General features: G+C 50.6%; 11 protein-coding genes, 8 tRNA genes and 1 other annotated feature. All 19 genes read right to left on the bottom strand.

The genetic code is table 11. The features are described 5' to 3' along the window. A complete protein-coding gene (tuf, locus tag QTL79_RS17265) occupies positions 1-1,203 on the bottom strand; it encodes an elongation factor Tu (RefSeq protein WP_346354654.1) in 1,203 nt (400 codons plus the stop codon). 156 nt (positions 1,204-1,359) lie between these two features. Continuing rightward, positions 1,360-1,436: transfer RNA gene (locus QTL79_RS17260), tRNA-Met, on the bottom strand. Positions 1,437-1,446: 10 nt separating this feature from the next. Further along, positions 1,447-1,522, bottom strand: a tRNA-Thr gene (locus QTL79_RS17255). Positions 1,523-1,526: 4 nt separating this feature from the next. Beyond that, a tRNA-Met gene (locus QTL79_RS17250) sits at positions 1,527-1,602 on the bottom strand. Between the two features lie 26 nt (positions 1,603-1,628). Continuing rightward, positions 1,629-1,704 (bottom strand) — tRNA-Met (locus tag QTL79_RS17245). A gap of 21 nt (positions 1,705-1,725) precedes the next feature. Next, positions 1,726-1,810: transfer RNA gene (locus QTL79_RS17240), tRNA-Tyr, on the bottom strand. A 4-nt stretch (positions 1,811-1,814) separates the two neighbouring features. Further along, positions 1,815-1,890, bottom strand: a tRNA-Thr gene (locus tag QTL79_RS17235). A 201-nt stretch (positions 1,891-2,091) separates the two neighbouring features. Further along, a tRNA-Tyr gene (locus QTL79_RS17230) sits at positions 2,092-2,176 on the bottom strand. A gap of 4 nt (positions 2,177-2,180) precedes the next feature. After that, positions 2,181-2,256, bottom strand: a tRNA-Thr gene (locus QTL79_RS17225). 188 nt (positions 2,257-2,444) lie between these two features. Next, the gene (gene pfp, locus QTL79_RS17220) at positions 2,445-3,707 is read right to left on the bottom strand and encodes a diphosphate--fructose-6-phosphate 1-phosphotransferase (protein ID WP_428845492.1); all 1,263 of its coding nucleotides are present in this window, start codon (positions 3,705-3,707) and stop codon (positions 2,445-2,447) included. A 45-nt stretch (positions 3,708-3,752) separates the two neighbouring features. Then, the gene (locus QTL79_RS17215) at positions 3,753-4,856 is read right to left on the bottom strand and encodes a 6-phosphofructokinase (protein ID WP_346356190.1); all 1,104 of its coding nucleotides are present in this window, start codon (positions 4,854-4,856) and stop codon (positions 3,753-3,755) included. A 261-nt stretch (positions 4,857-5,117) separates the two neighbouring features. Next, positions 5,118-5,846 carry an RNA polymerase sporulation sigma factor SigH gene (sigH, locus tag QTL79_RS17210; RefSeq protein ID WP_346356189.1) on the bottom strand — a complete coding sequence of 243 codons (729 nt, stop codon included), beginning with the start codon at positions 5,844-5,846 and terminating at the stop codon, positions 5,118-5,120. A 114-nt stretch (positions 5,847-5,960) separates the two neighbouring features. Continuing rightward, on the bottom strand, positions 5,961-6,479 hold the full coding sequence (locus QTL79_RS17205) for an NYN domain-containing protein (RefSeq protein WP_346356188.1): 519 nt from the start codon (positions 6,477-6,479) through the stop codon (positions 5,961-5,963). A 14-nt stretch (positions 6,480-6,493) separates the two neighbouring features. Continuing rightward, a complete protein-coding gene (locus QTL79_RS17200) occupies positions 6,494-7,900 on the bottom strand; it encodes a VanW family protein (protein ID WP_346356187.1) in 1,407 nt (468 codons plus the stop codon). Between the two features lies 1 nt (position 7,901). Next, a complete protein-coding gene (gene rlmB / locus QTL79_RS17195) occupies positions 7,902-8,660 on the bottom strand; it encodes a 23S rRNA (guanosine(2251)-2'-O)-methyltransferase RlmB (RefSeq protein ID WP_346356186.1) in 759 nt (252 codons plus the stop codon). Positions 8,661-8,796: 136 nt separating this feature from the next. Further along, positions 8,797-10,119, bottom strand: coding sequence for an FAD-dependent thymidylate synthase (locus tag QTL79_RS17190; RefSeq protein WP_346356185.1), 1,323 nt, complete (start codon positions 10,117-10,119; stop codon positions 8,797-8,799). Positions 10,120-10,202: 83 nt separating this feature from the next. Further along, positions 10,203-10,685, bottom strand: a complete 483-nt coding sequence (locus tag QTL79_RS17185) for a Mini-ribonuclease 3 (RefSeq protein WP_346356184.1) — start codon at positions 10,683-10,685, stop codon at positions 10,203-10,205. Beyond that, positions 10,682-12,133 (bottom strand): cysteine--tRNA ligase, encoded by a 1,452-nt coding sequence (cysS, locus tag QTL79_RS17180; RefSeq protein ID WP_346356183.1) that lies wholly within the window; start codon positions 12,131-12,133, stop codon positions 10,682-10,684. Before cysS ends, QTL79_RS17185 begins: the two co-directional genes overlap by 4 nt. Continuing rightward, positions 12,133-12,798, bottom strand: a complete 666-nt coding sequence (gene cysE / locus QTL79_RS17175) for a serine O-acetyltransferase (RefSeq protein WP_346356182.1) — start codon at positions 12,796-12,798, stop codon at positions 12,133-12,135. The genes cysS and cysE overlap by 1 nt, the downstream gene beginning before the upstream one ends. Before the next feature lie 66 nt (positions 12,799-12,864). Beyond that, positions 12,865-13,088, bottom strand: a binding site (T-box leader). Positions 13,089-13,106: the final 18 nt, after the last annotated feature.

Below are 13,106 nucleotides of genomic sequence, written 5' to 3'. Positions count from 1 at the left end.
TTATGCGTCGATCGAAGTTACAACGCCGGCGCCGACAGTACGGCCGCCTTCGCGAATCGCGAAGCGCAAGCCTTCTTCGATAGCGATCGTCGTGATCAGTTCGATGTGCATTTGAATGTTGTCGCCAGGCATAACCATTTCCACGCCTTCCGGCAGGTTTACCACGCCGGTTACGTCCGTTGTACGGAAGTAGAACTGCGGGCGATAGTTGGTGAAGAACGGAGTATGACGGCCGCCTTCTTCTTTGCTCAGGACATATACTTCTGCTTTGAATTTCGTGTGCGGTTTGATCGAACCCGGTTTTGCCAGTACTTGGCCGCGTTCGATGTCTTTACGCTCAACGCCGCGCAGCAGTGCGCCGATGTTGTCGCCAGCAGTTGCCGAATCGAGCAGCTTGCGGAACATTTCTACGCCGGTTACAACCGTCGAACGAGGTTTTTCGCTCAGACCAACGATTTCAATCGTTTCGCCGACTTTAACTTCGCCACGTTCTACACGACCGGTAGCAACAGTGCCGCGACCAGTGATCGTGAACACGTCCTCGACAGGCATCAGGAACGGCTTGTCCGTTGCACGAGCCGGCGTCGGGATGTATTCGTCGACATTGTCCATCAGTTCGAGGATTTTGCTGCACCAAGCGCATTCGCGCTTGCCGCATGCGCATTCCAGAGCTTTTACGGCGGAACCGCAAACTACAGGAATGTCGTCGCCAGGGAAATCGTAGCTGGAGAGAAGTTCGCGAACTTCCATCTCAACCAATTCCATCAGTTCAGCGTCGTCAACGAGGTCAGCCTTATTCAGGAAGACAACCATTGCCGGAACGCCAACTTGGCGGGAGAGCAGGATATGCTCGCGCGTTTGCGGCATCGGGCCGTCAGCAGCACTTACAACCAGGATTGCGCCGTCCATTTGAGCCGCGCCGGTGATCATGTTTTTAACATAGTCAGCATGGCCCGGGCAGTCAACGTGAGCGTAGTGACGTTTTTCAGTCTCGTACTCAACGTGTGCGGTGTTGATCGTGATGCCGCGTTCTCTTTCTTCCGGAGCCTTGTCGATCATGTCATATGCCATGAACTCAGCGCCGCCGGCTTTGGCCAACACCATGGTGATAGCCGCAGTCAACGAAGTTTTGCCATGGTCAACGTGACCGATGGTGCCGATATTTACGTGGGGTTTGTTTCTTTCAAACTTTTTCTTTGCCATTTTGTTTTAACCCTCCCTAAAATTAGTAGGGATTTCTCCCTATTTTATGCGCTAGCGCAGAAATATTTTACAACAGAGAGATATTCGCCCGACGTCCGCCAATTCCTGCTTACAAGACAAAAAAACTTCGCCCGAAGACGAAGTTTTGCTTACGTATGGTGGCGGCGCACGGATTCGAACCGCGGACACTGCGGGTATGAACCGCATGCTCTAGCCAACTGAGCTACGCCGCCAATATGAATGTGGAGCTAGTGACCGGAATCGAACCGGTGACCTTATCCTTACCAAGGATACGCTCTACCAACTGAGCTACACCAGCATGTTGGTTGCGGGGACAGGACTCGAACCTGTGACCTTCGGGTTATGAGCCCGACGAGCTGCCAGCTGCTCCACCCCGCGATGAGAAAAGGTTGATAAAGTTAAATTGGTTGCGGGGACAGGACTCGAACCTGTGACCTTCGGGTTATGAGCCCGACGAGCTGCCAGCTGCTCCACCCCGCGATGAGTGGTATATCATTAAGTTGGTGGATGGGGCTGGATTCGAACCAGCGAAGGCGGAGCCGGCAGATTTACAGTCTGCTCCCTTTAGCCACTCGGGAACCCATCCACTATGGAGCTGGTGATAGGAATTGAACCCACAACCTACTGATTACAAGTCAGTTGCTCTACCAATTGAGCTACACCAGCGCTTTGTCTTAGTGACATTATTCATTATAAGGGATGTTCGATATTATGTCAATATCTTTTTAAAAGTTTCCTGTGTCTTTTTCAACCGCCGGTTCCGCTTGCTTTCATAACGCCATTTCATCCCTTGGCAATGACGTAATCAGCACCCGCCGTTTCTTTTACAAGAACCGCTTTGCTGTTGATTTGGCTTGTAAACAATATTGGTGGATGGGGCTGGATTCGAACCAGCGAAGGCGGAGCCGGCAGATTTACAGTCTGCTCCCTTTAGCCACTCGGGAACCCATCCACTATGGAGCTGGTGATAGGAATTGAACCCACAACCTACTGATTACAAGTCAGTTGCTCTACCAATTGAGCTACACCAGCAAGCCGCTGACGAGATATAATGATATCACATCTAAACTTACTTGTAAATACCTTTGAGAGCAAAATAAAAAGACAAGCATTCCTTTTAAAATGCCTGTCTTTTTTTCATTATTTAGCCCAAGAATGTCCTTTCACTTGCCCATCACTCGGATGCGTTCGGTCTTACTGGTTTGGATGTATTTCCTCTGCTAGAGGGCTACAGCGGCAAAACGTTTGACAAGATCCCCCTCCGACAGTTTCGTCACTGCAGCAAGAGCTTTGAGCTTCATCGAATCATCTAGGTCGTCTTTTTCTAAGAAAACCATATACTCTTTGGCAATCTGATATTGGATCGAATGGATGTTGACCATGCGAACTTTCGTTTTCTTCGTTTGCATATCGAGTATCTCCGCAAACGAAATCGGGGTGATTCGATTGTTCTGGATCGTGATTAAGGCATCGCTTCCGCCATTTCGCAAAAAATCGAAGGCGGCATATCCCAAGTTGCGGGTGTACTCGATATCATAAGCATTCGGCGGCGCACAGCGCAATTCATAGCCAATCTCTTTGCCAACGATCGTCATCTTGACGCCAAGATCGCAGAGATTCTTCATGACCGCCTGCTTAAGAAGTTCGGGAAAATTCAACTCCGCATAACGGATGTGACCATGTTCATCAAAGCAATGCGCTTCAAGGTTTTTCAAATCTTCCGGCGCAATTTTTTCGACAATCCCTTCCGCCACCACAGCCACGCCATAGTCGCGTTTTAGCGCAAGGCGCTTAATGATGGAAGCCGTTAAAAGGTCGACTAAATTTTGTAACCTGATTTGTCCCGTTCCAAACGCTTCGGGAATGATCGTCAACGTCGCACTCGCGCTTTTGCCGATTCCAAGCGCAAGATGTCCTGCCGTCCGCCCCATCGCAATGGCAAAGTACCAGCGCCCAGTCGTCCGCGCATCTTCCATCAGGTTGCTGACTAATTGTGCACCAAGCGCACGCGCGGTTTCAAAGCCAAACGTCGGCACCCCTTCCGGTAGCGGCAAATCGTTATCAATCGTCTTCGGCACATGTACGACTTGAAGACTCATGCCTAATTGCTGCGTCGCATATTCACTGATCTTAAACGCTGAATATGCGGTGTCATCACCGCCGATCGTCACCAAATGCGTCACGCCAAGGTCAAGCAGTGTTTCTACCGCTTTGCGCAATGACTCTTCCGCTTTTGTCGGATTGGCGCGAGACATTCTGAGCATGCTGCCGCCGTCATAATGAATTCGGCTAACCATGTCGATTGTCAGCGGCACGACATTTTTTATTCCTTTGCATAAGTGGGCAAAACCATCATAAATCCCCAGTACTTCCCAACCGTTTTTTCTTGCTTCAATCGTCACGGAGCTGATCACGCTGTTGATTCCAGGCGCCGGTCCACCACCGCACACAATGGCCAACATTTTTTGTCGTGAAGCAATCATCTTTAATCCCCCTTTTACTTTTTCACTTTTTATCTGTAAATGCTATTAACAGGATTCCGCCTCATTGCCAAAGACGATGCCGATTGCACGTGCCGCCGCCACCAGTTCGCCGTCTTCCTCTACATGATTCGGCTTGCCGACGACATCAGCGATCGGCAACGTTACGATATGATTATTCTGCAAGGCAACCATGCAGTCCGCTTTCCCGGCCAAAAGCGCCTCTACGGCAGCGACGCCGTAACGCGTGGCCAACAAGCGATCAAACGCAGTCGGGCTCCCCCCCCGCTGTAAATGTCCCAACACGGTGCAGCGCGATTCCACGCCAATCTTCTCTTCAATTTCACGCGCTAACTTTTCACCGACGCCGCCCAACCTGATTTTTTCCGTGCTGCCTGCAGCCACTTGCGTTCCAGTCAGTTCGCCGCCCTGCGGAATCGCTCCTTCCGCAACGACGATCAGACTAAAACGCTTCCCTTCTTGCTGGCGGCGTCTTATTTTCGCTAACACGCCTGCTACTTTATAAGGGATTTCCGGCAGCAAAATGCAGTCGGCGCCTCCTGCCAAACCTGAATGTAGCGCGATCCAGCCGGCATAACGTCCCATCACTTCAAGCACCATAACGCGATGATGCGACTCTGCCGTCGTATGCAGCCTGTCTAACGCTTCGCTGGCGACGCCTACAGCCGTATCAAAGCCAAACGTACGCTCCGTGCCCGAAATATCATTGTCAATCGTCTTCGGCACAGCAATCACTCGAACACCGTATTCAGAAAAACGTGCGCCGATTTTTATGCTGCCGTCGCCGCCGATCACAACCAGTGCGTCAATTTCAGCCCTGCGCAAATTCTCCGCCGCCAACGAAGAAACATCCTTGTATACCGTTTCTTCGTTTTCAATGACCCGATAGTGAAATGGATTGTCGCGATTCGTCGTGCCAAGAATCGTTCCGCCGCGCGGCAAAATTCCCGACACATCCGCATTGTTTATAACAAAGATCTGATTTTCAACCAAACCGCCAAAGCCGTTACGAATCCCCCATACTTTTAGACCACGACCGGTAGCGGTACGAACAACGGCGCGAATAACCGCATTTAAGCCCGGACAATCGCCTCCGCCGGTAAGCACGCCAATACTGCGTATCGTTTCCATAGCTCCTCCGTTCATTGCGTGAATCTTCGTTCACTTCCTATATTTTCTATATTCGCCATTGCCATATGCATTCCTTCGCAAAACATAACGTAAATGCGATTTTCTCGCTAAAGCAGAAAAGAGAAGAAAACCAGGCATAATCGCCTACTTTTCTCCTCATTCTCCGCAAAGTCGTTTTTTGACAAAACATAACGCGGCTTTCACTTGGCGTGGCGGAAAACAAAAACGGACATCCGCCATCAGCAAACGTCCGTCGCCACCTTATTCTTTTAATCCGCCCAGGCCTAGCGGCATTTCTTTACCAAAGCCGGCCAAGCCTTTGTAAACACCGCGCAAATCATGTTCTTCGCCGCGATTATCCAGATAGCGTTCCAGCTTTCTTTTCACACGCTGCAAGGCATTGTCTATCGATTTGACATGACGATCCAATTCCACGGCAATTTCCTGATAAGACTTTCCATCAAGATACGCCATCAAAACTTTCCACTCTAAATCGCTTAAGATTTCGCCCATTTTTTCTTCGATGTCAATGAACTCTTCACGACTGATAACCAATTCTTCCGGATCGGATATCTTGGAGCCGGAAAGGACGTCGAGCAGTGTACGATCCGAATCCTCGTCATAAATCGGTTTATTTAAAGAAACATATGAATTCAAGGGAATGTGTTTCTGGCGAGTAGCGGTCTTAATCGCTGTAATAATTTGGCGCGTCACACATAATTCAGCAAACGCCCGGAAGGAAGAAAGCTTGTCGTTGCGGAAATCTCGGATGGCCTTATATAAGCCGATCATCCCTTCCTGGATAATATCTTCGCGATCTGCACCAATCAAAAAATAGGATCGGGCTTTGGCCCGTACAAAATTGCGGTACTTATGAATCAAATAATCCAAAGCGGTTGAATTGTTGTTTTCTCTGGCGTCAGTGACGATGTCTTCATCGCTCATGTTTTCAAACATACTGTACATTTCACCCTGTAGACTGACTTTCATCGCCTCGCCCCCTCATCTTGTCTAAACGGCATTGGCATACCTTCTTCAACAACCCCCTGTACTGCTGCTTTCACAGCACATTATATCGCACCAGCCCAGACAAGTCAATCTTTCTCAGCCTTTACGCCGCAGTTCATCCAAGCGTTTCGCCACATCGGCATCCAATCGATTGCCCAATTCCTGTCGCCGGCATTTCAGCGCAGCATCCGAAAACCCTTGGCGAATCTCTTTTTGCACCTTGCGCACATCTTGAACCAGCTCCCGCGCAGGTATGCGAAAAGCTCCCGCGCCCAAGATCAGCAGCTGCTCCGCCCAGTCATTCGTCACAACATAAACGCGCCGCCCCTGTCTCACTTGAACATATGCGGAACGTTCAATGTAGCTGTCCGCCGTTTCTTTTTCCGCCGTATAGACCACCGCCAGCGCAGTGGTTATTTGTTCGAGTCCGCCCGGGCCATCCGCCTGGTGCGCATCAAAGACAATCATCGTCTGATATTGTTTATACGCGCCATAGCCGGACAAATATTCGATCAGCTTGTCTCTGGCATGCCCCATGTCTTCGGATAATAGTTCGGCTAATTCCGGCCAGGCATTGATCACATTATAGCCATCGACCAACAAGACTTCATCCATAGCCTTCTCCTCGATCAGATTCGTCCCGCAACCGCAGGCTGATTGCTTGCTTTTCTTTCCTCATCCGCTTTGTTTTTCTCCGGCTCAACCGGCTGCAGCGGCGGGCCAAACTTAACAACTTTGTCATCCGGCCAATAAAAATCGCGGCCTAGGTCTTCGCTCATAACCGGCTTGCCCTTTTCCTTCACTAGCCGCACCGTACGGATCCGCCAGCCGGAATCGCCTTGTTTTTCGATTTTCACTTCTCCCGGCGCCAATGTCCGGTCAAACTTTTCCACCGTGTTAGGATCGACGCGCTCCTGATCCAGAGAAACGAGCTCAAACTCTTTTTGCAAAGGCATTTTCCCGAAGAAGCCCACATACAAACGGTCGCCGATAACTTCACTGCGTACCAACAAAGGGCTATCACTATCGTTTACAAAACGAAAATCCAGTTCGCCATATACCACCGTAGCATCCCGCCCCATCTGCACATAAGACAGCGGCTTCGCATGGTTCGTTCGTTCCTGGATCGCCAAACCGGAAAGCAATGCAGCATTGTAGAGCGTCGACGATACTTGGCAAATTCCGCCGCCGACTCCCGGAACCAACTCGCCATCGACAATCTCGGGCGCTTCACGAAATCCTCTTTCAACGACCCGTGGACCGACCGCTTTGTTAAATGAAAATTCACCGCCCGGTTTCAATAAAACTCCATCGATCGCTTTCGCCGCCAGCGCAACATTTGTACTGCGATTCGAATCTTTGGGATTAAAACGGGTAACAAAACTTCCCCATAAGTGTAGCGTACCTGCCTTCGCCAATTCTTCCTGCGTCACTTCAGGCCGCACCTCTTCGGTCGGAATCTCCAGTTCCTGAACATCGCCCCGGCTAAAAGCCTGCAGGATTTGGCGACGCAAACTCTCACGATTCACACGAAAGCCTCTTTCATCGCTGACCAAACCGCCCGCCGCCACGCTCAGATATGCATTTTTCGCTGGTTTATCCAGGCGATTCGACCAATAGTCAAGCAATGCGTCCATCTTATCCTGCCGGTAACTAAGTTCCGGCCAAAATTCCGCGCCGTACACTTGCGCCTGATAAATCTCGCTTAGCCGTTCCCAAAGCGAGCCGTGCCTTCCAACCAGCCAGACAGTTTCCGCAGCACGGCCGGTATCCAGTTTTAAATCCAGCTCTGCAGCGGATATCGCAACCTTTTCTCCCTCATGCGCCAATAAAAGATTCCGCTGCTGATAATCCTTTTGCCAGCCGGAAGCCAGCCACTCTACCTGCTGTCGGCTGCGCCCCCCCATATCCAATCCCGCCAGACGTACTCCGGCATAGACGGTTTGTTCGGACAGGAGCATCGCAGCAATCCCCACCACCCCTGGCACTAACAGCATGATTAAAAAGGTAATAAATAATATCCGCCGCGCTTTCACTTTACTTCAGCCCCCGTTGGCGTACAATTTCATACAACAATAACGAGCAGGCCACCGATGCATTCAACGAATTGATGTTGCCCGCCATTGGAATCCGCACCAGAAGATCGCAGCATTCCTTGGTCAAACGACCTAAGCCTTTGCCTTCGCTGCCGACCACGACTACAACCGGCCCCGTCAAATCCGCCTCATGGTAGAGTTTGTCGCCCTCCATATCCGCGCCAATGATCCAATACCCCTGCTGTTGCAGATATTTTAACGTTTGCGCCACATTGCCGATGCGCGCAACCGGAACATATTCCACAGCTCCAGCCGAAGTTTTCGCCACCGTTCCCGACAGCGGACAGGTGCGTCGTTTTGGCAGCAGCATCCCCTGAACCCCCGCCGCGTCAGCAGTACGCAAAATCGCGCCGACATTGTGCGGGTCCTCCAACTCATCGAGTAATACCAAAAATGGCGTCTTGCCGCTACAGGCAACCTGCTGCAGCAAATCATCAAGCTCTACATAGGCAACCGGCGCGACCATCGCCGCGACGCCTTGATGCTTCGGTCCTCCCAGCGCATCGAGACGCGCCATATCGACCGTCTGCACCACTAAACCCTGCTCTTTCGCCTTACCGATAATCTCGCGCAGCGAACCTTGACGATCGCCCTGCGCAACCAATATCTTATTAATCGAGCGACCACTTTTCAGCGCTTCCATTACACTGTTGCGACCGACGATAATCTCTTCATTTTCCGCTTTAGGCTCTTGTTTCATCTTACCTCTCCTTTTCACAACGCGACAGCCTGGCATCACGTCAGTCCATCCCCGCTTATATTATCCGCCCCTTATTATATTGTCAATCATCCAGACCGTCTTACGCATCATTATAATTAGTTAAAAAACTACATTCTTATGAAGAAAATTGTTCCCGAACTTGCATTTGCTTGCCGCAGCTGAGCTTTCCTTCCCGGCATACGCCCAATACGCATGAAGGAAGCGCTTTTTCATACAGAACAGGAGAAAGCGAGCGCAATATCCTGAGTTTTTTGATCGCCAAATCGCGAATCTCCCATTGTGCGTTCATGCAGGTCCGATCAGCCAACATCGAAGTGTCAGCTCTGGCGTTTAAAGAAAGGATCAGTTTGATCTGGTCACAGTTCAATAAGAAGGCCAAGGCCTTCTCGACGCCATGTTTTTCCGCCACTTTCACACGGAAAGCCTTGACAGCGGCTGCCAAGGTTTGAAACTCATCGCAAAAAAGCGAATCTTTGATCGTCTCCGGCAGTTTGATCGCCCGCGTTTCATCAAGCAGAACCGCCTCCAGCTCTTCACGCTGGTTACGCGAGAGACGATGCCGCAGTTGCTGATGATAAGTGACCATGCTGCACATCATGCCGAATGTGCTTCGCGCCTGCTCTGCAATACTGTCATGCCCATAGCCGAGAACACGTTTGACAAGACTCTGCTCTTTCTCCGCGGCAGTCTCCGCCCAAATTTGCAGCGTTTGTGAAGGCGTCTGTTTTGCCGTACTGGTCAACGCACCTATCGCTACGCGATGGTCAAGATCTTTAAAGTGCTCCAGCAGCAGCAGATTTTCCTCGTGCGTGATGCGCGAAAAATAATCCGCATGAAAATCCGCAATGGCCGCGATTTTGGGTTTGGCCGCTTTTACCTTAGCCAGGCACTGCCCCAGTCGAGACGGTAAATGGGAAGAAATCGCCTCAGCGACTGCTTCAAACAGCGCAGCATAGCGCTCATCTTTTAACAAGCGAAATAAATCAAGCAGTTTATCTCCGGACATAGCCACGCATAGATTTGTCTTCGTTGACAAAGGCAGAATATAGCGTGCATCCTCTATTGGAATCCCGTATCGATAATGTTCCGGCTTTGGTCGGCCTTTGCACTCGCCCTCTTTTAGCTGCGACATTCGTGCATACAGATCGAAAGCCCGTTGCGTAAGTTCTTCCGCTGTTCGTGCGTCAGGACCAAAATCCGGTAAAAGATAGGCTTCCTTTGACATCGCGACATAGCGCTGGCTTTGCTGAACATAAGAATCATTCAATTCGCATAGCAGCGTACTTTGCACCCGGTCAATGCCTTCCAAGACAAAGGACAGATTGATCGTCTTTAAGATGCCACCTAGCGTTTGCTCATCCAGCTCCATCTCCGCATTACGCGCCAGCCATGTCTCTACCCGTTCCAAGCCGGTCGCTTCAAAATTATCGATTCGCAACAACTACGCCTCCCTCATATAACTTCGAAAACAGCACCGCTTTTATCACGCTTTGCCGTTCTAAAAGGTGGCGCTGTTTTCATTTATTGATCCGCCCGGCGACTTTTCCGCGTTCCAGCCGGTTTTACTTCTGCAATGATTGCAACGAATAAACAATCCAACAATTCCTGCAATCGCTGTTGCCGCTGATCGAGATACAAAAAGCCAAGCAGCGCTTCTACCCCTGTACTGGCACGATATTCCGCAACGGTAGCGCTTTTCGGCACCGTCGACTTGGCATTGCGCCCACGCCGCACGACCGCGGCTTCTTCGTCACTCAAATCGGCTTCGATGGCACGATAACCCTTTGCCTGAAAAGCGGCTGATACCATGCGCGAATCATACGAATGCAGGATATGCACTTTATTATGCTCACGCGTCAACAGGCGCGTCCTTACATACAACGAAAAGACGGCATCGCCGATATAAGCCTGCGCCAAAGCCGACACTTGTCCGGCAGCCGGCATTTCACCTTCCCCTTGCTCAAGGACACGCTCCATCAGAAACTGGAATTGTTCAAATTTCATTTCTGTTTCCACCGACTTCCTTGCGCCGAATCTTCGATGACGATACCAAGTGCCGCCAGACTATCACGAATTTTATCCGCTGTAGGCCAGTCTTTCTTTTGCCGCGCGTCCTGGCGCAGCGCAATGATTAACTCCATCAATCCTTCGACGACACCGGCGGCCTCTTCTTCCTTGCCGCGTCCCTCACGCTCTGCAACCAGAATGCCCAGAATGTCCATGACGCTATAATAAGCTTCTTTCGCTTGACGCAATGCGTCAACATCGGGAATTTCAGTTCCCGCAACGACGCTGCTTTGATAAATGTTGATTTCCTTCGCCAAGCCGAATAAGACGCTCACCGCTAACGCCGTATTAAAATCATCGTCCATCGCTTCCACAAAAGAACGCTTCGCCTGTATGGCAGACTCTCGCAATTTGTCGCCTGCCGGCGTACATCCGCCGCCAGCCATGCTCTCCATCTGACGCAGATTTTCAACAGCCGTACGCAGACGTTCTAGGCTCCGCGCGGCTTCCGTCAAGCGTTCATCGCTAAAATCGAGCGGACTGCGATAGTGCGTCGCAACAATGAAGTAGCGCAATACTTCGGCCGGATAGTGCGCCAAGATATCCTTCACCAAAAAGAAGTTATCCAGCGACTTGCTCATCTTCTCTTCATTCACGGTAATGAATCCGTTATGTAGCCAATAGCGTACAAACGGTTCTTCCACGCCAGCCGATGCTTCTGATTGCGCAATTTCATTTTCATGATGCGGAAAAATCAGATCGCTGCCGCCGCCATGAAAGTCGAAGCTGTGTCCCAAATATTTTTTTGACATAGCCGAACATTCAATATGCCAGCCCGGTCGGCCAGCGCCCCAAGGACTTTCCCAGGCAGGTTCGCCCGGTTTCGCACTTTTCCAAAGCGCAAAATCCATTGGGTGTTTTTTTCTCGTATCCACCTCAACCCGTGCGCCCGCTTTCATATCTTCGAGATTGCGACCGCTAAGCTTGCCATACCCGGGAAACGATTCGACCTGATAATAGACGTCGCCGTCGACGACATAAGCAAAACCGTTTTCAATCAGCGTTTTTACCATCGTGATGATTTCCGCCATATGTCCCGAAACGGTCGGATACACATCGGCACGCCGGACATGCAGTCGATCCATGACCTCGAAATAACCTTGGATGTAACGGGCCGCAATCGCGTCCCAGCTGACGCCTTCCTTATTGGCCGCTTTGATGATTTTATCATCGACATCTGTAAAGTTTTGTACGTGCGTGACCTTATAACCGGAATACTCCAGATAACGTTTTATGACATCCCAGGTAATAAAAGGGCGGGCATTGCCGATATGCGGATGGTTATACGGCGTAACGCCGCAGACATACATCTTTACTTTGCCCGGTTCCAGCGGAACAAATCCCTCTTTTTGTTTTGTCAGTGTGTTATATACACGTAAACTCATTATTTTTTCAGCTCCCCTTCCAGTTGTTCGACCCGCTCTTCCAGACGACGGATATTGCGCTGCATGCACAGCATCATTTCCGCCACAGGATCCGGCAAGTCATTATGTTCGAGATCCACCATGCTGCCTGGCTGTCCAGTCACGCGACGGCCTTCATGCCAGACGACTTTTCCCGGTATTCCGACGACAGTCGAATTAATCGGCACCTCTTTAAGTACGACCGAACCGGCGCCGATCTTTGAATTTGCGCCGACCGTGAAGGAGCCCAATACTTTTGCACCGCTGGCCACGACCACATTATCGCCTAATGTGGGGTGGCGCTTGCCTTTTTCCTTCCCGGTACCGCCAAGCGTGATGCCTTGATACAACGTGACATTATCGCCAATTTCCGCCGTTTCGCCGATGACAACGCCGCTGCCATGGTCGATGAACAGTCCTTCGCCAATTGTCGCACCCGGATGAATTTCAATACCAGTCAAAAAGCGGGCGAAATTGGAAATCAGTCGCGGCAGCAAAATCCAGCCGCGCAAATACAAAGGATGACTAAGACGATGAAACCAAATGGCATGAAGACCCGGATAACAAAAGAGAACCTCCGCCACACTGCGCGCAGCAGGATCGCGCTCAAACACCACCTGAACATCTCGTTTCATACGTCCAAACATATCTTTCCTCCTCTGGAATTTCAGCATTGCCGCTTAAAAATAAAGAAAACGAGCCAATTATCTCCATACAGAGACGATTGGCTCGTGGTTCCACTCTGTTTGGGCTTTTCGAAAAAAACCCCACTCACGCGCCGTTTAACGGTGGCAACCGTTCTCACCTCAGGTTTTCCCGTCGACAAGACTGCTCCAGGGCGCATTCGCTGCGTCTTACCTTGCTGCCGTTTCCAGCCTGGACGGCAACTCTCTGAAAGGCAGATGGGGCAGCTACTTTTCCCCTTCTTCACATGTAAGAATCTTTATTTATTACT

Origin of the sequence: Azotosporobacter soli (assembly GCF_030542965.1) — a bacterium.
Taxonomy (GTDB): Bacteria; Bacillota; Negativicutes; order SG130; family SG130; genus Azotosporobacter; species Azotosporobacter soli.
This window is presented reverse-complemented; position numbering and strand designations above follow the sequence as displayed.